Source organism: Taklimakanibacter deserti, assembly GCA_003574785.1.
The window spans coordinates 17,738-37,365 of record QORU01000007.1 but is presented as its reverse complement, the minus strand read 5'-3'; the positions used below and the strand labels follow the sequence as shown (position 1 = coordinate 37,365).

Here is a 19,628-nt window from a genome sequence, read left to right as displayed (position 1 = left end):
AGATACTTTATGCAAAAAGAAAATTGTAAACCCCGAGAAGATCGTCGCCTTCAGACTCTATTCTTCTGATCAGATCCGGAAGAACGGGTCGTGGCTTGTCTTCCACCGTCCAGCTTTCATAGCCGCGTGACCAGAACATCTCGAATGTGGATCTCAGCTGCGGATTTATGACCCTGCCCGAAGGTTGATGCCCGTGGACCTGGATCTCGATGATCCATACCGGCCTCGGCTGCTGATCCAGCAATTTTTGGGCCCCTTGCAGCACGGGAAATTCATGTCCCTCGATATCTATGAGCACGAAGCATCTGCGCCCGGAAAGCCGGTCACCGATGATATTGTCCAGCGTATTCACGGGAACCAGCTTGCTGTTGGCGCTGGCTGAGCCGGACCAGCCTTCCACCAGAGATGCCCCGGCCGCGGTGCCGTAGAGTCGCAAGATGCCGGGCTCGCTGCTGGCGGCCAGCGGGAAAACTTCTATGCGTTGCTCGAGCCGGTTCTCGGTGATGTTTGTCAGCAGATATTGCAGGTTCAGGGGATCGGGCTCGATTGCGATCGTCGCAACGCCATGGCTGCCGGCCAGGCAGCAGTAATATCCCTGATTGGCACCGACATTGACGAAGACGTCACATTTGCGAAACAGCTCTTGAGCCTTGGCTGTTTCCGCCGGCTCATAGCGGCCGTCTACGAACATGGGATTGCCGACGAACCGGAACCCGTATGGGGTAGCGTGAGCAGGCCGATGCAAATCTCGGCGGTCGCGCAGGGATCGATAGGTCCTGGCAACCGTGGGGATCCGTTCGACCCAGGGTCTCAGGAGACGTTTGGCTACGGCGATCATTGAGTGATTACAGTACTCGTTTGAGGGGCCGCGGCCGCGAATTCGACCGTCGGCTCGCTATGCCGCCGGTCCGGGGAGCGCGGCGCATCGCTGAGCAGGCGATCGAAATACTCGATCGTGCTCCGCAATCCGTTGCGCAGCGCGATCGTCGGCTGCCAGCGAAGCTTTTCCCGCGCCAGTCCTATGTCCGGCTGACGCTGCCTGGGATCGTCCACCGGCAGTTCCGCGAAGGTGAGCTTTGACTTCGACCCTGTCATCTCGATGACCGTCTCGGCGAGCTGGCGAATGGTGAACTCGCTCGGATTGCCGAGATTGACCGGTCCGGTGAAGTCGCTCGCACTGTCCATGAGCCTTATCAGGCCGTCGACCAGGTCGCTGACGTAGCAGAAGGAGCGCGTCTGCGCACCGTCGCCATAGATGGTGATGGATTGGCCCTTCAGCGCCTGCACGATGAAGTTGGACACGACGCGTCCGTCATTCGGATGCATCCGCGGGCCATAAGTGTTGAAGATGCGCGCCACCTTGATCTCGAGCGCATGTTGGCGCCAATAGTCGAAGAACAGCGTCTCGGCGCATCGCTTGCCCTCGTCGTAGCAGGAGCGTGGCCCGATCGGATTCACGTTGCCCCAGTAGGTCTCCACCTGCGGATGGATCGCCGGGTCGCCGTAAACCTCGCTGGTAGACGCCTGCAGAATGCGGCAACGCAGTCGCTTGGCGAGGCCGAGCATGTTGATGGCGCCATGCACGCTGGTCTTCGTCGTTTGCACCGGGTCGTGCTGGTAATGGACGGGCGAGGCGGGGCAGGCCAGATTGTAGATCTGGTCGACCTCGATATAGAGCGGAAACGTCACGTCGTGACGCAGGAGCTCGAAGCGGGGGGTGCCGATCAGGTGCTCGACATTGCGTTTCGAGCCGGTGAAGAAGTTGTCGAGACAGATCACCTCGTATCCGATGTCGAGCAGCCGGTCGCATAGATGCGATCCGATGAAGCCGGCGCCGCCGGTGATCAGCACTGTCTTGCGATCGGACGGCCCCGATCGGATCTGGGTTTTCTGCATCACGCTCCCCGCTGTGTTGGAAATTGATAGACGGACATGACCGGAAGAAATCGCGACAAAGGCGCTACCGGGCGCCGGAGCCGGTCACCATGGTCTCGATCGTCCTGAACACGATGACGATGTCGAGCCACGGCGAGAAGTTCTTGATGTAGTAGAAATCATATTGCAGCTTCTCGAGCACATCGCCGACCTCGCTCACGTGACCTTGGTTCACTTGCGCCCAGCCGGTGATGCCGGGAATGACGATGTGGCGATAGCGATAGAAGGGCAGCTCGCTTTCGTACCATTCCGACAAAGCGAGTGCCTCGGGCCTGGGCCCGATCCAGCTCATCTCGCCACGCAGGATATTGATGATCTGCGGAATTTCGTCGATGCGCGTCCAGCGCAGCCAGCGACCGACACGGGTGATGCGAGGATCCCCTTGCTTGGTCATCGCCGCCTGGCGCCCATCCGCGCCGACCTGCTGGTCGACGGTCATGGTGCGAAACTTGTAGCAGGTGAAGATGCGGCCGCGGAAGCCCATTCGCTGCTGGCGGAAAAGCGCAGGGCCAGGACTTTCCAGGCGAATGATCAATGCGATGGCCAATGCCACGGGCGTGAGCGGGATGACCAGGAGTGCCGCCATCAGCCAGTCGGCGATGCGCTTGCACTGGATGTAGAACGAGGCGGGATTGAGCGAGCCCAGTGTGTTTTCCGACAGGTGCTCGATCTCGACGCGGCCGGTCAGAGATTCGCGCACCTGCTTGACGTGATAGACGGGTATGCCGGAGAGCGCGCTGTCGGCAATGTAGCGCTCCCATTCCGCCGAAAGGTCGGCCCGGAGGTCTGCGATCACGGCCTGCACCTCTCCGACGCTCACATGGGGGGAGGGAATATAGGACCAGATCGCGCGTCCAATAGCCTGCAGCCCGGCCACATTGCCGCCCGGCACGACACCGAAGCGATAGATTTCCAGCCGCCGGGTGACGAGAGTGAGGCCGAAGTACCATAGCACCGACAATGTGAAGGATCCTGCCGCCTGCAACCTGTTGTAGTCGAGGCGCAGGAAGAAGATGGCCATGAACACCAGTCCGTAGGTCAGGGCGAAGGTGGGGAGGATGTAGCGCGAAGCGGCCGTGCCGGGAAAGGAGCCCAGCCGGCGGTAGATCGCATAGCCCAGAAGATGAGCGATGACCGCCGCCACGACCGTATTCTGCACATTGTCGTAGGGGAGGACGCTCTGATACTTCGCCATGCCGACGAGGAGCGGCAAGCCGATGGCGCAGGCAAGGCCGCCGGGGAGTTGGACGCGGATCCTGAGGAGCGGATGCCGTTTTGTCCGCTGGACCCCGCTGCTTCTGGCGCTTACGCCTGCGCCGGCGGTGGCAAATCCAAACGACTCTGGCTTGGCATGATCGGTCATGGCGCTTCCAGCCCTGGTACGAAGAACTCACTGACGGCGCATGGCGCTGTTCTCTCCGGAATATGCGTCGCTGCGTGGGATTTCTTATTGCTACGCATGGTAATTTTTGTTAGGATGTTTCAGTTTTTAGTTGGAATTTTGATACGGAAAAATCGCGAAATAGCGAGACAAGAAACGAAAGCGCCATGACCCCGAGAATCTCTCGCCGGCCGTTTTCTCTACGCAACGTAAATTGTTGAATGATTATCGAGGCGCCCGGATCGTTGCGGATAAAAGCTACCGCACTTCGGGGTGAAAGCACTTCCCCCCGAACTCTTTCCCTAGTTATTCCGTGGCTTCAATGAAACCCGGAACAATATCTCGCGTCGCCATCGTGACATTGATATTACCATTCATGATCTCGAGCAAGATTTGCGCGCGACCATTATTGTTAAGTTTTACCAAACGGCCCGACAACGATGTGAAAGGGCCGCGCACGACACGCACTTTCTGTCCCGGCGTGAACACGGCTTCAAAGTTGAGAATGCCGTCCGCGTCGGTCAAATCCAGAAAGTGCTCGACCAGGCCGGGCGGACAGCAAATCGGGAGATCGGCCTGCATGATCAGCGACCGGACGCCAATCGTGCCGTTGAGGGCTCGCCATCTGTCGCGCGTGAGGTCGAAGGAGACAAAAAGATAGCCGGGAAAGAATGCCGAACGCTTCTCATACTGCCGCCGGGCATGACGTAGCGTCCTGACCTGCCGCGGAACGAAACACCGGAAGCCCTGGCGGATGATGTGCTGTTCGACCCTGTCCTCCGCGCCACGATGCGTGCTCGCAACATACCATTGCTGTAACGGCGGGGATAAGCCCATGAGCAGGTCTCCACGAGTGAGAGTCAAATGCCGCCCATCTGAACACGTTGGCCGGAAACTCCGCTGTAAACTCGGATGGTCCGGCCACAGCGCCAGTAATACAAGAAAAAGCCGATAACACAACCGAGGAGTCGCCCTTCGCGGCTCTCCGTTCCGAAAAGCAAGGGTGGAAATTGTTTATGAGTTTGCAGTCTAAACGAAATATACTGCGTTATCCGTGCTTCCCGTAAGTAATTTCCTGTAAGTAAAAAGGAGAGAGCGTCTGATTATCCCTCTCATCATCTGTGGCGGTTCTGGCACGCGACTGTGGCCTGCCTCGCGCGAAGATCGGCCGAAGCAGTTTCTTGACCTCTTTGAAACCTTGTCCACGTTCCAGGAAACAGTCAGACGCACGTCGGATCCTGCGGTGTTCGGCTCGCCGGTGATCATCACCAACGGCAAATATTGCTCGCAGGTCAGAGAACAATTGGGCGAGCTCGACACTTCTGCGGACATTGTTCTCGAGCCTGAGGCCCGCGATTCAGGCCCCGCCATACTGGCGGGGACTCTGTTCATTGCCCAAGAAAGAGGCAGCGACGCAATTGTCCTGACTCTTGCTGCCGACCACGTGATTCGCGATGTCGCGGCCTTTCAGGCGGCGTGCCGCGCAGCACTTGCCGCCGCGAAATCGGGCCACATCGTCACTTTTGGTGTTGCTCCTGACCACCCGGCCACCGGCTATGGCTATATCGAAGCAGGCCGGGCGATAGAGGGCGGTGTCCATGTGGTGACGCGATTCGTGGAAAAGCCCGACGTCGTGGCGGCCACACGCTACATTCAGCGGGGATATCTGTGGAATTCCGGAAATTTTCTGTTCCAGGCTTCGGCACTCGCCGATGCCTACGGAGAGAGCGATCCGGCAACACTGGCAGCGGTGCGTGCGGCCGTGAGCAAGGCCAAGTCAAACGGGCATGAGCATCATCTCGACGCCCCGGCCTTCGCTCGGGCGGCGAAGCTGTCCTTCGATTACGCCGTCATGGAAAGGACCTCGCGGGCCGCGGTCATGCCCGCCTCGTTTGACTGGTCGGATGTCGGCTCCTGGGCGGCCGTGCGCGAGCTTTCGCCGCGGGATGAAGCCGGGAATGCCGCAAAGGGTGAGGCTGTTTTTGCGCGCGCCAGGGACAATATCGTGTCGAGCGACGGACCTCTGATAGCCTTGGCAGGCGTCAGCGACCTCGCTGTCGTCGCGACCGACGATGCAGTTCTCGTCGCGCGCCGCGATGACGCTGCTGGCGTCAAGATGCTCGTCGAGCAATTGAAGAAAAGTCATGCGCCGCTAACGCGCAGTCATGCTCGGCCAACGACCGGGACGTTTCCAGGACCGACCGCGGACACGACCTTCGACGAGGCTCTCCTCGAGACGGCGCCGCTCATCAAGGCGACGGGCTTTCGCGAATATGACGCGCGCTGGTGGTTCGGGCATCCCCATGCCGACAAGGCGCCGGAACTCAATCTGATGGGCGTTCAGGCGCTCGGCATGGGTCTCGGAACGCTGCTTGGCCGGCAGGGCGTCGCCCGGGAAGTGGTGACCGGCCATGACTATCGCTCCTATTCCGGCGCGATCAAGCAGGCTTTGATCACCGGCCTCATGGCGGCGGGCTGCCGGGTCCACGATATCGGCCTGGCACTCTCGCCCATGGCCTATTTTGCCCAGTTCGCCCTCGATGTGCCGGCGGTCGCGATGGTCACGGCCTCGCACAACGACAATGGCTGGACCGGCGTGAAGATGGGATGCGATCGTCCGGTCACCTTTGGCCCACAAGAGATGGCCGAGCTCAAAAACATCGTGCTGTCAGGGGCATATGACCTGCGCGGCGGCGGCTCCTATGTCTTTCATTCGAGCTTCGGCGAGCGCTATATCGCCGATTTGACGGACCGGCCGAAGCTCAAGCGCCCGCTCAAGGTGGTGGCGGCTTGCGGCAACGGCACCGCCGGGATCTTTGCGCCGCGCATTCTCACCGCATTGGGCTGCGAGGTCGTGCCGCTCGATTGCGATCTCGACCATAATTTCCCGCGCTACAATCCCAATCCCGAAGACCTCAAGATGCTTCACGCCATGGCGGACGCCGTTCGCGCGACGGGCGCCGATATCGCTCTGGGCTTCGACGGCGATGGCGACCGTTGCGGCATTGTCGACAATGAGGGGCACGAGATCTTTGCCGACAAGATCGGCGTGATGCTGGCGCGCGATCTCTCGACGCTCCATCCCGATGCCCGATTCGTCGTCGACGTGAAGTCGACAGGCCTCTATGAAAGCGATCCTGTCCTGAAAGGCCGCAGCGTCAAGACCGATTACTGGAAGACCGGTCATTCCTACATCAAGCGCCGCGTCCGCGATCTGAAAGCGCTGGCCGGCTTCGAGAAATCCGGTCACTTCTTCTTCAACGCGCCGATCGGGCGTGGCTACGACGATGGACTTGTGACCGCCATCGCCGTGATCGAGATGCTCGATCGCAATCCGCAGGCGTCCATGGCCGATCTCTATCGCGGCCTGCCGCACACCTGGGGCTCGCCGACCATGTCGCCCCATTGCGCCGACGAGGTGAAATACGACGTCGTGGACCGCATCACGGCCCGCTTGCGCGACATGCATACCGCGGGCGCGACGATGGCGGGCAAGCCGATAACCGGACTGACCACGGTCAATGGCGTGCGCATCAGCATAGCGGACGGAAGCTGGGGCCTGGTCCGGGCGTCGTCGAACAAGCCCGAGCTCGTCGTGGTCGTGGAAAGCCCTGCCTCCGAGGCGCAGCTGCGCGCCATGTTCGCCGATCTCGATTCCGTCATCCGCGAGCATGCCGAGGTCGGCGCCTATAATCAAACGCTGACGTGAAGGCTTTGCGGCTCACCCCGGATAGTAAGTCCGGTACCATTCCACGAACTTCTGCACGCCTGCGCGCACCGGGGTGGACGGTCTGTAGCCCACGGCCTCGACGAGAGCGGAGACATCGGCAAAAGTATCCGGCACGTCTCCCGCCTGCAGCGGTTGATATGTGATCGTGGCTTTCTTGCCCGTCGCTTCTTCGATCGCCATGATATAGTCCATCAGCTTCACCGGCGCGTTGTTGCCGATGTTGAAGATCCGGAACGGCGCAGCCGAGGTGGCGGGATCGGGCCGCATCGGATCCCACTCAGGATTGGGTTCGGCAATCTGGTCGGACGCGCGCATGATCCCCTCGGCGATGTCCTCGACATAGGTGAAGTCGCGCGTGTGCTTTCCGTCGTTGAACACATTGATCGGTTCACCGGCCAGGATGGCCTTGGTGAACAGGAAGAGCGCCATGTCGGGACGTCCCCACGGTCCATAGACCGTGAAGAACCGCAAGGCGGTCGTCGGCAGCCGGAAGAGATGGCTGTAGGCATGCGCCATCAGCTCGTTCGACCGTTTCGTGGCGGCGTAGAGCTGCAGCGGGTGATCGGCGATCTCATGCTCGGAGAACGGCATCTTCCGGTTGGCGCCATAGACGCTCGACGTCGATGCATAGGTGAGATGCGGGGTGCCTTGCGCCCGGCAGGCTTCCAGGATGTTGAGAAAGCCGACGACATTCGAGTTGATGTAGTCGCGCGGGTGGGTGAGGCTGTGGCGCACGCCGGCCTGGGCCGCGAGATGGATCACCCGGTCGAAGGGCTCCGTGAAGGCATCATTGACGGCCGCCTGATCCGTCAGATCGGCGCGAATGAACCGCCAGTCGCCTTGCGCCGTTTTCGCCGACTTGCCGAGGAGAGAGAGCCGCGCTTCCTTCAGCGACGGATCGTAATAGTCGTTGACCACATCGAAGCCGACAACCTCGTCGCCGCGCTCGATCAGCCGCTTGGCGGTGTGAAAGCCGATAAAGCCCGCGGCACCGGTGACCAGAATTCTCATCTATAACCGTCCATCGCTCTCATGCTTGGCGAACACGCCCTTGACGTCGAAGAAGACGGCTCCCGGGCGGCCGAAGGCGCGGATCTTCTCCGCTCCAAGCTCGGCGAATTCCCTATGGGCGACGGCCAGGATGACGGCATCGTAGGAAGCGGGCGGCGGCGCCGTCGCGTGGATGTCGAGCTTCAATTCGCTCCTTGCCTCCGCAACGTCTATTTGCGGGTCCCAGACCTCGATCACGGCGTTGTATTCGCGCAAGGTCGTGATCACGTCGATGACCTTGGAATTGCGCAAATCGGGGCAATTCTCCTTGAACGCCAATCCGAGCACCAGGATGCGCGAGCCGACGACCGGAAATCCGCGCGCCATCATCAGCCGGGCCACGCGGTCGGCGACATAGGGGCCCATGCGATCGTTGATGCGCCGGCCCGCCAGGATCACTTCCGGGTGGTAGCCGATCTCCTGGGCGCGATGCGTCAGATAATAGGGATCGACGCTGATGCAGTGGCCGCCGACGAGGCCTGGACGGAAGGGAAGGAAATTCCACTTCGATGATGCCGCGGCGAGCACGTCGCCGGTATCGATGTCGAGCTTGTTGAAGATGATGGCAAGTTCGTTCATGAGCGCGATATTGAGATCGCGCTGTGTGTTTTCGATGACCTTCGCCGCCTCGGCGACCTCGATCGAGGGCGCCTTGTGCGTGCCGGCCGGGATGATCGATGCGTAAAGGGCATCCACCACTTCGGCCGCCTTGGGCGTCGAGCCGCTGGTGACCTTGGTGATCATCGTCAGCCGGTGCACGCGATCGCCCGGATTGATGCGTTCGGGGCTGTAGCCCACGAAGAAATCCTCATTCATCTTGAGCCCGGAGAAGCGCTCGAGGATCGGCACGCAGTAGTTGCGGGTGCAGCCCGGATAGACCGTCGATTCATAAATGACATAGGCGCCCTTGCCGATGGCTTGGCCCACGGTCTTCGACGCCTCATGCAAGATGCGCAAGTCAGGCCGGTTGGCGAGGTCCACGGGCGTCGGGACGGCCACGATGAAATACCGGCATTTCTTCAGATCGCCGGGCGTGCTGGAAAAACTCAACTGCTTGGCTTGCGCGAGTTCAGCCGGGTCGACTTCGCGTGTGCTGTCCCGACCCCCGCGCAGCTCCGCGACGCGCTCCTCTCGGATATCGAAACCCAAGGTTGGACGGTTCTTGCCGAATTCCACGGCGAGCGGAAGGCCCACATAGCCGAGCCCGATGACCGCAACGGTCTCATTCTCCATGTCGGACGGCATCGGCTACGGCTGCCGGCTGAGGGCCGGGGCTGCGGCCTTGAGTTTGCGCGATTGCGGTGAAAGGCGGCGAGGCTTCGGGGGATTGTCCATCATGGGCCGGAATATGACATTCTTTGTCGAATTGCACGAATTTGCCATTTCCGCATTTCCACCTGCATTCAAGATCGCGCTATTTTTTCACAATAGTAAACACTGACGGTATTATTCAAATAAATCTAAAAGTCTTTCAAATAAAAAGGATCAGGCCGAAGTAATTTTGCGTGTGAACACAGCAGCCCACGAACAAAACCCGAGTTGACGCATTGTCAAGATGCTCAATCTTTCAAAAAGAGAGGTGTGCTATGACAAGGCTTACGGGAAGACTGAAAGTATTAACGGCGACTGCTTCAATAATCGTGTTGGCCGGCATGGCAGTTCCCTCCCAATCGGGCGGGCTCGGCGGCGTGGTTGGCGGCGTCACGGGTGCGGTGGGCGGCGTCGTTGGCGGCGTCACCGGCTCCGTGGGTGGTATCGTCGGTGGGGTCAAGGATAGCGCGGGCGGCATTGTTGGCGGCACGACAAACAGTACGAGCACTCACGGGACGAACAGTGCGAGCACTCACGGGCTGGCCAGCAAGGGCACGACGTCAAGCAAGCATGGGGTCATCGGCTCTTCGCCGCTTACCAACAAGGCGCTGGTAAAGCTCAAGGCCAATATTCTCGGTATCAGGGCCGGGGTCTATGCGCTCGACAGCTACGGCAATCTCGTCCGCGTAAATGTGAAGGCCGCCCACCTGCTCAAGGCCAACGCCAATGTCTATGCGCTGAAAGGCCATAGCCTGGTCAAGGTCAACGCGAAGGTCGCCTTGGCCGGACTGAAGGTCAAGGGCAAGGTCATTGTGATCGACAAGTACGGCAATCTGCTCAAGGGCCGAGCCTTCGTCGGGCTTGGTGCTCTCAAGGTGAAGGCAGCGGCCAAGGTTGGCAAGGGCGTCGCCGTGAAGGTCGCCATCTCGGTCGGTGGCAAGAAGCCTCGCACGCCCGGCAATCCGGGTAATCCCGGCAATCCTGGCAATCCTGGCAATCCCAACGATCCGGGAAACCCCGGCACGCCTCCGGGCATCAGCAGTGAGATCGCGGGCCTCTCCGCGACCGAGCGCGCCCAGCTGAAGAAGAAGTGTGTTTCGGTGCTGAGCAATCCGGCGGCCTATAACCGCGACGCGGTGATGGTTTGTCGCGTCCTTGCCCAGCTCGCCGGGCTCTAAAAACCTCTCCAATAGGGATGATGCTGCGCGGCTTTTCGGAGCCGCGCAGCATCTTTAGACGGGCTTGGTTGCGCTCCGACACGAGAAGTGCTGCACTTGCTAGCGTCATCCTTTCTTGGAGCCTTGCCGTGACCAGAGGTCTGTGGCGCGCGACGATTTTGAGATTGAACTTCATTTGCATTCTTCTCGTTTCACTCAACATCGCCGCCGCAAGGTCCAACGAACTCCAAAAGCTTGCAGCCACCCATTTGGGGAGCGATCAAGGCGTCTTGGTTCAGGCAGAAGACGGAACCGTCCTTGTCGCGCAGCAAGAAGCCCGCCCTGTCCATCCGGCTTCGGTGACCAAGGTGGCGACGACCCTCGCTCTGCTTGAACGCCTCGGATACGGCCATCGATTCGAGACGCAGTTTGTGGCGGGCGGGCCGGTCGGCGACGACAGCCTTGACGGCGACCTCGTCGTGCGCGCGAACGGCGATCCCTTTTTCATTTTCGAGAATGCTTTTCTGATGTTGCGCAAGCTGGAGGCACAGGCGCTGCATGAAATCAAGGGCGACATAAAGGTGGAAGGGCCGCTGGTCTTCAATTGGAAGGCCGATCCCGAAGGCCACCGCCTCAAGCGGGCGCTGCAGGGGCTCGACGGCGGTGAGGCCTGGGTATCGATTGGCGAGCCGTCCGCGCGGCTGAACAAGGCGGCGCTGAAATTCGTTACCGGCGGACCGCACCAGACATCCGGCAAGGTCCTCGTCACAAATCACTCGCCGCCGCTCGGCACGATCGTCAAGGCCTTGAACGGATATTCGAACAACGTCTTTCACGCGCTGTCCGATCGCATCGGCGGCCCGCAAGCCGTGGAGGCTATGATACGCAAACGTCTCCCATCCGCTTTGCGCTCGGAAGTCACCATTACCAATGCGGCTGGTGCCGAACAGTTGAATCGCATGAGTCCACGTGCGGCGGTCGCGATCCTGTGGGAGCTGCGCAAGCAACTGCGCGGCCTTGGCAAGGATTTGCCCGATGTCCTGCCCGTCAATGGTCTCGACGCCGGCACACTCAAGAAACGTCTCGACGAGACTCCCTATCGCGCCCGTATTGTGGGAAAGACCGGCACATTCGGCTCGGTCGGTGCATCGGCGCTCGCCGGTGTCCTGCGCACGCCAAAATATGGCGCCGTCGCCTTTGCCGTGCTGAACAGCGGGGTGCCGGTTCCGGAAGCCAGACGGCGGCAGGATGCCTTCCTGCGCGCATTGATCGAGGCAACCGGCGCGGAACCCTGGGCCTATGTGCCCAACGGAAAGCCCATCCTCGAGCAGGCTTCGGTCGATTAGGCCGTGAACTTATGAGCGGATCGTCTCAATCCGCCAGTACCCCCGGATTGAGGATCCGGGCTGGATCGAGGACGCTCTTGGCGGCGTCGAAGGTTTTGCCGAACAAAGCCGGGCGCTGGAGGCGGTACCAGGGCATGTGATCGCGACCGACGGCGTGATGGTGGGTGATGGTTCCTCCCGCGGTGATCAGCGCATCCGAGGCACGGGTCTTGATATGGCGCCACTGTTCGATAAGCCGGCCGGGCGTGCCCTGTGCATTGAATGTGTAATAGGGGGCAGGGCCGTCGGGATAGACATGGGTGAACCGGGTCGAAACCGTTCCGGGCCGGCCGGTAGCCTCCTCGATCGCCTGCGCGGTCGCGGCGCTCACCGCGGTGTGAAATTCCTCGAATTTGTCCCATGTCACGGCAGTCTCGAAAGTGTCATTGATCACGCCGAGCGGAACCGTCAATTCCCGTGCATAGGGCATGCGGATGAATGCCGTTCGCCAGGCCTGGGCGGCGCTGTCGTCGGGATGGCGCCGGCCGCCATTGTCCTGGATCAGCTCGATCGCTCGCTTCGTCCATGCTTCGACGGGGTGATCTGCCGACTCGAAAGCGAGCATCAGGATCGTTTCTTGGTAATCGTTCACGCCATAGATGCCGGCCTCCTGATTGTCGATGACGCGAAGATTCGAGGGGTAGAGGCCGGATTGCACGACAGCGCGCACGGCTCTCGCCGCCGCAAAGAGGTCGGGAAAGCCGAAAACGGCGCCACCGCGAAAGCGCGGCCGATCCTGCAGCCGCATCCAGGCTTCGGTGATCACGCCGAGCGCCCCCTCGGAGCCGATGATGAGGCGGTCCGGGCTCGGACCCGCGCCCGAGCCCGGCAGGCGGCGCGTTTCCAGGGTGCCTTGAGGGGTGACGGTGCGGGTGCTTTGGACGAAATCATCGATATGGGTGTAGAGCGTGGCGAAGTGCCCGCCCGACCGGGTCGCGATCCAGCCTCCGAGAGTGGAGAATTCGAAGCTTTGCGGATAGTGACGGATCGAAAGATCGTGGGGCTTGAGCGCGGCCTCGATCGCGGGGCCGCGCATCCCGCCTTGGATGCGCGCCGCGCGGCTCGACCGGTCGACCTCGACCATGCGGTCGAAACGGCGCAAATCGAGGCTGACGGCGCCTACGTAGCGATCGCCGATGTCGGGTTCGACGCCGCCGACGACCGAGGAGCCGCAGCCGAACGGGATGATGGCGACATTCGCTCCGCTCGCCCACTCCATCACTTGGGTCACATCCGCTTCGCTCGCCGGAATGGCGACGAGGTCGGGCGCGTTGGCGAAATCGCGCGCAAAGGCGCGTACCGTCTCAGGGTAGGACTTTCCATAAGTGTGGAGGCACCGTTCATAGGGATCGGTCGTGAACAGATGGGCCATAGCGGCGGGCGGAACGACACGCGATGGACTGAGACCGATGTCCGCCAGTCGCGGCGGGGCGACGAGCCGGGGCTCGATGCCGAGACGATCGGCGAGGAAGCCGAACAGCAGGTTCCGCTCCGCTTCGTCCAGGCCTGAGTTCTCGGTCCCCCAGCCAATGAACTTCAAGCGCTCACCCATGAACCGTCTCCGCTGCGAACGGCCTTGAATGGCCCGTTAAAGGAGTATTGAAGCACGGAACCTTCGACGTAAACTGTCCCCGTTGCAGGCAGGGCCACGACTCGCGTATTGGTAACGCCTAGGGGGCGAGAAAAGCGGCTGGCAAGTCGGCCCGCCTACGGAGCATGTCCTGCCCACCTCAACACGGAGTTGAACCATGAATACGCGAAATATCGTGATTGCCGTGGTGGTCGTTATCATCCTTTTGCTCATCGGCTATTACGCAGGTTGGTTCGGAGGCACGCAGGAAGCAACTGCGCCGCCGGCCACGACCACGACTGAGCAGCCTGCTCCGGCCCAGCCGTCGACCACCGACCAGAGCACGACCACGCAGCCGTCCACGACTCAGCCGTCCACGACGCAGCCGTCGACCACCGATCAGGGGACGACGACCACGCAGCCCTCTACGACTCAGCCCTCTACGACGCAGCCGTAGAGGGAGCCACATTGCGAGATCAGGGTGGGCCGGTGAGTAGTCTCTTACCGGCAAATCCTGAGCATGTCCGGCGCTCTAACTAGCGCACCGTTGCAGCCTGCTCTACGCCGTCGACTGGGATCGAGTAGTGCGCGCGGAGTTCCTCGAGGGGTGTGGCAACGTGCTCCCAGAAGTCCCATTGTGGAGAGAATGTGTCGACGGTCGCGGCGGCGCCCGCCGCCCAAGCCTGCCAGAATACAACCGGGTCCAGGGCGCTCGACGCCTCGCCGGCCACCTTGTTGATCTGGACCTGGAGGTGCCAGCTGAAGATGACAGGCAGGATATGGCCGGCCATCGGGAACTTCGGATGCATGGCGGCTGTGAATGTCGAAGCGAGCAATTCGCCACGCGCCGAGGTATCGAAGCCGCTGAGAACGTGGACCGAGTCATGGGGAAGGGAGAACACGACGTTCAGTGCCTTCGGCTCGCCGGGGAACTCGTAGCCGTTGCTGGTGAAATGCCGCCACATGGCGTGGCCGAACGTTTCCGCGTCCAGCGACTTCAGCGCCTGAAAACGTTGTGCCAGAGCAGGATCGGCGCCGGCGCCACCATAGGGCACAAGCCACGCATTGACGTCGCCTTCCCACGGCATGCCGGTGACGCTTTCCATGTTGCAGCGGGTCATGTCCGCCAACGCTTCCTGCAAGTGGCCCTCCGCCGCCTCGCGGACCTCGTCCAAGTAACGCTCGGATATGCCGAGCGCGTCGGCGTAGCGCAGCACCGCTGCAATCTTCGCCCGGTCGAGCTTTCCATCCACCAGCGCCATGACCGTCAGGAACTTGGCTGCATCATTGCCGAGGTTGGTGCCGGCGAGGGCAGCCTTCAGCGCCGCCGGCGTGACAGGCGTCAGATCAGCGAAGGTGAATGGTCCCGCGTGCCCGAACACGTATCGGGCGGCACCTTCGAGCGCCAGCCGGTCGGACCGCGTAGCGGCGCCGCCCGTCTCAGCCACAGCACGCATCGCGCCGAGGACGGCACCGGACTGTTCCGGTGTCGCGCCCGGCAGTAACACTGCAACAGCAGAAGCTGGATTGCTCATCGCCCTATGTAACCGCCGTGTTCGCGCGGTTTCAAGCCATTTTCTGCCGAGGCCGACTCACGGCGCGGAAGACATCGAGCGAGGATCCCTTTGGGAGCATGCGATGCGTTCGCCTTGCGTATTGGTCATTTCAATTTCGAGTGCAAAGCGTCCGCCAGCCTTCGCTCGCGAAGCGTGCGAAGGCTGCCGCGCCGAAGCCCGAAGGGCGAAGGCGGGCCTGTTTCCGCGAGCTACGGCCGGGCAGGCCATCCTCCTTCGCTCGCGAAGGCTGCCGCGCCGAAGCCCGCAGGGCGAAGGGGGCCTGTTTCCGCGAGCTACGTCTCGGCAAGCCCCGTTGCCTTGGGCGAGTCCCTTGCGGGTTCTTCGCCGTTGCCCGTCGCGGGCCTTGCGCCGAAGACCTGAAGAAGGATCCGCCGGGGTACGAACCGCTCGTCATTGACGAGAAAGCTGAAGGTGAAGGCGACTCCGAGCACAAGGATATTGAGCAGAAAGGCATAGATGATGGCGCGGTCCGGATAGCTGTCCTTGAGGCTCGCGACCACCAGCGGTCCGACCACGCCGGCGGCCGACCAGGCGGTGAGGATGATACCGTAGAGCCGCGCCATGCGCTTCGTCCCGTAGACGTCGGTGACCATCGACGGCATGATCGCGAAGCCGCCGCCGAAGCAGCTCAGCACGTAGCACACCAGAATGGCGAAGATGTACGGGTTGTGCTCCGTCATCAGGAGGCCGAACACGACGAGCTGCGTGGCGAACAGGACGCGAAAAGTATTGATGCGGCCGAGCCGCTCCGACAGCGCGCCCCAGGCGATGCGCCCAAGGCCGTTGAACAGCGAGCTGATGGCGATCAGCGAGGCGCCATAGCCGGCGAGCACCGAGCGCTCCAAGGTTGGGTTATCGAGCTTCCAGATGTCCTGATACAGAGGCGACAGGAAGCTGATGATCGAGATGCCGGCCGTTATGTTGAGGAAGAAGATGAACCACATGATCGCATACTGCCCGGCGAGCAGATATTCGCTGATGGGCAGGTCGGCCTCTTCCTCGGCCCGCGCATAGGGGCTTTCGCCCTGGCTTGCCCGTTGTACCGAAGGCACAAAGCCCAAGGGGACATAGCCCTCCGGCGGGTTCTTCAGCATTGTCGCCGAGCCGATGGCGACCGAGCCGAGGATGGCGCCGAGGCCTGCGAAGACGAGTGTCAGGTTCCCGGAAAGCATATGCATCAGGATGGGTGCCAGCACGACACTGAGGACGAAGGCGCCCAGCCCGAAGCCCATGGCGGCGATGCCGGTCAGTTGTCCTTTTCGGTCGGGAAACCACTTGATGATGGTCGCCATCGGCGTCACATAGCCAAGGCCGATGCCGACGCCGCTGACGCCGCCATAGCCCAGATAGAAGAGCGGGAGGCTCTCCAGCGCAAGGGCGAGTGCGGCGATCGCATAGCCTGCCGCGAACAGAATGCCGCCGGCGACGGCGAGCTTGCGCGGTCCGAGCCTGGCAAGATTCATCCCGCCCCATGCCGCGGACAGGCCGAGACAGCAGATATTCAGGCTGAACGCCCACGAAGTATCGGTGTTGGTCCAGCGGAACTGCTCCACCAGGAGCGGCTGGAAATAGCTCCAGGCATAGACGGTGCCGAGACAGAGCTGCAGGACCGTGCAGGCGGTCGCTATCAGCCACCGGTTGGGCACGCGTTCTTGCGTGCGCATGCTTACGCTCCCCTGCCGGAAGGCAATCGCAAATGAAGTCTGCGAGGCTCTCGAGAAGGAGAAATCACTCCCTCCAATTCCCCTTCTCCCGTCCGGAGGATGGGAGAAGGTGCCCGAAGGGCGGATGAGGGCTCTTTCTCGAAGCCTGCGGAACTTTCAAAAGCAAAACATGTTGCAGGCAAAGAGCCCTCACCCGGCCTTCGGCCACCCTCTCCCATTGCTTCGCAACGGGCGAGGGGGAAAACTGGCGACGGCTCGCTTGCTCCAGGGATTTTCATATGCGATTACGCTCCCCTGCCGGTCGCCTTGCGGATCAATCTGCCGAGCTCGCCGACTTCGTCGATGCGTCCGAAGAGGCGCTTGAGCCCGGAGGAGGGCGGCGCCGAGTGTTTCTCGTCGGAGAGCGAATGCCAGGCATAGCTTCCCAGGAGATGAAGCGGCCGGGATACCTGGTACATCAGCCCGTATGTCACCAGCACGCTGACGACGAAGATGATGGCGAGGAGGTAGACCACCCGGCCGATGGCCGTCTGAACCTGCAAGGCGAAGTAGCCTTTGTCCATGCCGACATGCACGCGGCCGGCCTGGCCGGCAATGATGCCTGCCGTCACCTCCGAGAAATTTCCGAGACCGGCGAGCGAGCGATCATAGACGTCCTTCCCGTCCTTGTAGTCAGCGGCGATCTCGTCCGGCACGCCGGGCACGAAGGTATGAGCGATGATGTTTCCTTGGCCGTCCACCACGAAAACATAGGAAACGCCGGGGATATCGACATACTGGTCGATGACCGACTGGAGCGCCGAATAGTTCTGGTTGACGATCAGGTCGCTGTCCGAATTGGCAATGGCGCGCGCGATCGCCTGGCTGCTGTTCACGAAATAGTCGGTGAGCTGCCGATCGACGGTATGGACGTAGATGACGGAAGTCGACACCAGGATGAGCCCCATGAGGGCGAAGATGCCGAACAGGGTCTTCTGATAGAACCGGGCGATCTTCATCGTTTCAACCAAGCCTCCCACTCGCCGTCCTGCAAAGGCACGAACTGGCCGCCCTGAACCACGGTATAATAGACCTGGTCCGAGGCCTGGCGCCGGTCCGTGGCGCCGCCGAAAGAAAGCTTTTGCCCGAGGCCCAGATCGATGTCGCCCATGGTCATCGCCGCTTGCGTCAGGTCGGAGCGCTGAGCGTTGGCGCCCATCCGCTCCAGGATCGCGACGAACAACTTGGCGTTCAGATAGCCTTCGAGGCTGACGAAGCTGTACGGAAGTGGTGCATATTCCGTTTCCGGCGTCTTCCCGTTCGGGTACATCAAGGACTCGGGCGGCATGATGGCATCGCGGTAGCGGTCCATCGCCTCGCGATATTCGCGCACGATGGGCAGCGATGTGTCCTGATAGCTCGGCACCACCTGCGAGCCGACGAGGCGGGAGGTGTAGTCTTTGCCGGATTTCTGCTCGCCATCGGCGAGGAGCCTCAGCATGGCATCGCTGCCGACGAACGAGATCGTCGCGACCGGGCAGTCGACCCCTCGGTCGCGCATGTCGCGGACGAAGCCGGCACAGGCCGGAGAGGTGCCGACACAGATGACGGCGTCAGGCTTGAGACGCTCCATGATGGCCACCTGGGGATCGTAGCTCTGGTCGTAGGGCGAGCCGCGCCGATAAGTGGCTTCGCCGGCGATCTCCAGCCCGTGGCTCGCCAATGCCTTGCGCACGCCGGCCCATCCCGCCCTTCCATAGGCGTCCGCCTGATAGAATACCGCGATGCGCTTTCGATGGTGGGCGACGAAGTGATCGACAAGCCCCTTGGTCTCCTGATCGTATGAGGCGCGCAGGTTGAAGGTGAACTTGTCATAAGGCGGAATTCGATTGGCGTCGGCCCCGGTGAAGGGGAAGAACAGGAGGAAATGCTCCAGGTTCCGCATCCTGAGCAGCGGCAGGGTGCGGATCATGGTCGGCGTGCCGACATAGGAGAACAGCGCGAAGACGTCGTCTTTCATCAGCCTGAGCGTGTTTTGGATCGCGAGGTCGGGCTGGTACTTGTCGTCATAGGCGGTGATCTCGACCTGCCTTCCATGGACGCCGCCGGCCTTGTTGAGCGGAATGAGATAGGCCATGGCGCCGCGATAGAGCTCGATGCTGAGCGCCCGTGCGCTCGCCGAAAAATCCGCCGACATGCCGAGGCGGATTGCGCTTGTGTCCGCAGCCGGCTGACCGCCTCCGGGGGGCGCTATCGCGTCTTGCTGCGCCAAGGCAGGATTGCCGAAGAATGAGACGAGAGCCAGGAGGCCCAGTGCCAGGACCTGTCTCAAACTGAGATTGATCGGCAGGTTCCACTTTCTCCTGCCCCACGCGCACGGGAGGGAGAACAGCGGGAAACCAGTTCCCCCGCCGGCGAAGCGCTCAAGTCGATCGGCCCTGATTCCTTCTTCGCGCACGTCCACGGCGATGGACTTTCTACCAGACCTGCTGGGGGCCTTCAACGACACACCGCTTCGCTCCACCGGCCTGTCGACGAGGATTGAACGACAAATCTCCAATAATCGTCGATTTCCAAACAATGAACCAAGTCCGAGGGGGCGATGGCTGGCCGTGCGTCCGCCGGCGCCGCCTCGGCATCCGGTCCTCCACATACCTGTCTCTCGGCCGAACTGCGCTCGTGGTGGCCGTGCGCGCCTTTCCTGTCGCGCGCCGATGCGCACCGGATAGCCTGCGAAGTTGCCATCCTTCATCGCCATAGCCGGAAAGCCGGGATATCGACTTCGGGCGCCGGGAGAAGCAGGTATAACCGGAAGGACGACGCGATCCGGTGCCGGGAAGGGTAATTTGCTGGGTGGTGCCCCGGCGATTGGCAGGTGAACAGCGGACC

The 19,628-nt window shown here is 61.6% G+C and carries 15 protein-coding genes; 4 read left to right on the top strand and 11 right to left on the bottom strand.

Annotated elements, in window-relative coordinates; all coding sequences use genetic code 11:
- Positions 1-7: 7 nt before the first annotated feature.
- From DS839_RS15325 to nusG, 4 genes are all read right to left on the bottom strand, one after another.
- Entirely contained in the window at positions 8-838 is an 831-nt protein-coding gene (locus DS839_RS15325; protein WP_119271301.1) for an FkbM family methyltransferase, read from the bottom strand.
- Entirely contained in the window at positions 835-1,896 is a 1,062-nt protein-coding gene (locus DS839_RS15320; RefSeq protein ID WP_119271300.1) for a UDP-glucuronic acid decarboxylase family protein, read from the bottom strand. Before DS839_RS15320 ends, DS839_RS15325 begins: the two co-directional genes overlap by 4 nt.
- 64 nt (positions 1,897-1,960) lie before the next feature.
- Positions 1,961-3,298 carry a sugar transferase gene (locus DS839_RS15315; protein WP_119271298.1) on the bottom strand — a complete coding sequence of 446 codons (1,338 nt, stop codon included), beginning with the start codon at positions 3,296-3,298 and terminating at the stop codon, positions 1,961-1,963.
- Positions 3,299-3,622: 324 nt separating this feature from the next.
- Positions 3,623-4,153: a transcription termination/antitermination protein NusG gene (gene nusG / locus DS839_RS15310; protein ID WP_119271296.1), complete on the bottom strand. Its 531-nt coding sequence runs from the start codon at positions 4,151-4,153 to the stop codon at positions 3,623-3,625.
- 262 nt (positions 4,154-4,415) lie between these two features.
- On the opposite strand from nusG, the gene DS839_RS37205 reads away from it, so the two are divergent.
- A complete protein-coding gene (locus DS839_RS37205) occupies positions 4,416-7,025 on the top strand; it encodes a mannose-1-phosphate guanylyltransferase/mannose-6-phosphate isomerase (protein ID WP_438816527.1) in 2,610 nt (869 codons plus the stop codon).
- 12 nt (positions 7,026-7,037) lie between these two features.
- Here the strand turns inward: DS839_RS37205 and DS839_RS15300 are convergent, their stop codons facing one another.
- Both DS839_RS15300 and DS839_RS15295 read right to left on the bottom strand, forming a co-directional pair.
- On the bottom strand, positions 7,038-8,057 hold the full coding sequence (locus DS839_RS15300) for an NAD-dependent epimerase (protein ID WP_119271294.1): 1,020 nt from the start codon (positions 8,055-8,057) through the stop codon (positions 7,038-7,040).
- Positions 8,058-9,341, bottom strand: coding sequence for a nucleotide sugar dehydrogenase (locus tag DS839_RS15295; protein ID WP_368911675.1), 1,284 nt, complete (start codon positions 9,339-9,341; stop codon positions 8,058-8,060).
- Positions 9,342-9,748: 407 nt separating this feature from the next.
- Here DS839_RS15295 and DS839_RS36470 point away from each other — a divergent pair, with 407 nt between their 5' ends.
- A complete protein-coding gene (locus tag DS839_RS36470) occupies positions 9,749-10,585 on the top strand; it encodes a hypothetical protein (RefSeq protein WP_162918548.1) in 837 nt (278 codons plus the stop codon).
- A gap of 128 nt (positions 10,586-10,713) precedes the next feature.
- Positions 10,714-11,910 (top strand): D-alanyl-D-alanine carboxypeptidase, encoded by a 1,197-nt coding sequence (locus tag DS839_RS15275; protein WP_162918547.1) that lies wholly within the window; start codon positions 10,714-10,716, stop codon positions 11,908-11,910.
- A 25-nt stretch (positions 11,911-11,935) separates the two neighbouring features.
- Here the strand turns inward: DS839_RS15275 and DS839_RS15270 are convergent, their stop codons facing one another.
- Positions 11,936-13,501, bottom strand: coding sequence for an FAD-binding oxidoreductase (locus DS839_RS15270; protein ID WP_119271287.1), 1,566 nt, complete (start codon positions 13,499-13,501; stop codon positions 11,936-11,938).
- Positions 13,502-13,697: 196 nt separating this feature from the next.
- On the opposite strand from DS839_RS15270, the gene DS839_RS15265 reads away from it, so the two are divergent.
- Positions 13,698-13,976: a hypothetical protein gene (locus DS839_RS15265; protein WP_119271286.1), complete on the top strand. Its 279-nt coding sequence runs from the start codon at positions 13,698-13,700 to the stop codon at positions 13,974-13,976.
- Between the two features lie 79 nt (positions 13,977-14,055).
- On the opposite strand, the gene DS839_RS15260 is transcribed toward DS839_RS15265, so the two are convergent.
- The 4 genes from DS839_RS15260 to DS839_RS15245 all read right to left on the bottom strand — a co-directional run bounded on the left by DS839_RS15260 (position 14,056) and on the right by DS839_RS15245 (position 18,936).
- Positions 14,056-15,054, bottom strand: a complete 999-nt coding sequence (locus DS839_RS15260; protein WP_162918546.1) for a hypothetical protein — start codon at positions 15,052-15,054, stop codon at positions 14,056-14,058.
- A gap of 314 nt (positions 15,055-15,368) precedes the next feature.
- Positions 15,369-16,760: an L-lactate MFS transporter gene (locus DS839_RS15255; protein WP_119271282.1), complete on the bottom strand. Its 1,392-nt coding sequence runs from the start codon at positions 16,758-16,760 to the stop codon at positions 15,369-15,371.
- 284 nt (positions 16,761-17,044) lie between these two features.
- Entirely contained in the window at positions 17,045-17,758 is a 714-nt protein-coding gene (locus DS839_RS15250) for a hypothetical protein (RefSeq protein WP_119271280.1), read from the bottom strand.
- Entirely contained in the window at positions 17,755-18,936 is a 1,182-nt protein-coding gene (locus DS839_RS15245; RefSeq protein WP_119271687.1) for an ABC transporter substrate-binding protein, read from the bottom strand. The genes DS839_RS15250 and DS839_RS15245 overlap by 4 nt, the downstream gene beginning before the upstream one ends.
- Positions 18,937-19,628: the final 692 nt, after the last annotated feature.

Excerpts from the sequence above, each read along its gene's own strand:
- DS839_RS15325 (WP_119271301.1), bottom strand. The coding sequence starts at position 838 with ATGATCGCCGTAGCCAAACGTCTCCTGAGACCCTGGGTCGAACGGATC.
- DS839_RS15320 (WP_119271300.1), bottom strand. The coding sequence starts at position 1,896 with ATGCAGAAAACCCAGATCCGATCGGGGCCGTCCGATCGCAAGACAGTG.
- DS839_RS15315 (WP_119271298.1), bottom strand. The coding sequence starts at position 3,298 with ATGACCGATCATGCCAAGCCAGAGTCGTTTGGATTTGCCACCGCCGGC.
- nusG (WP_119271296.1), bottom strand. The coding sequence starts at position 4,153 with ATGGGCTTATCCCCGCCGTTACAGCAATGGTATGTTGCGAGCACGCAT.
- DS839_RS15300 (WP_119271294.1), bottom strand. The coding sequence starts at position 8,057 with ATGAGAATTCTGGTCACCGGTGCCGCGGGCTTTATCGGCTTTCACACC.
- DS839_RS15295 (WP_368911675.1), bottom strand. The coding sequence starts at position 9,341 with ATGCCGTCCGACATGGAGAATGAGACCGTTGCGGTCATCGGGCTCGGC.
- DS839_RS36470 (WP_162918548.1), top strand. The coding sequence starts at position 9,749 with ATGGCAGTTCCCTCCCAATCGGGCGGGCTCGGCGGCGTGGTTGGCGGC.
- DS839_RS15270 (WP_119271287.1), bottom strand. The coding sequence starts at position 13,501 with ATGGGTGAGCGCTTGAAGTTCATTGGCTGGGGGACCGAGAACTCAGGC.
- DS839_RS15265 (WP_119271286.1), top strand. The coding sequence starts at position 13,698 with ATGAATACGCGAAATATCGTGATTGCCGTGGTGGTCGTTATCATCCTT.
- DS839_RS15260 (WP_162918546.1), bottom strand. The coding sequence starts at position 15,054 with ATGAGCAATCCAGCTTCTGCTGTTGCAGTGTTACTGCCGGGCGCGACA.
- DS839_RS15255 (WP_119271282.1), bottom strand. The coding sequence starts at position 16,760 with ATGCGCACGCAAGAACGCGTGCCCAACCGGTGGCTGATAGCGACCGCC.
- DS839_RS15250 (WP_119271280.1), bottom strand. The coding sequence starts at position 17,758 with ATGAAGATCGCCCGGTTCTATCAGAAGACCCTGTTCGGCATCTTCGCC.
- DS839_RS15245 (WP_119271687.1), bottom strand. The coding sequence starts at position 18,936 with ATGTCGGCGGATTTTTCGGCGAGCGCACGGGCGCTCAGCATCGAGCTC.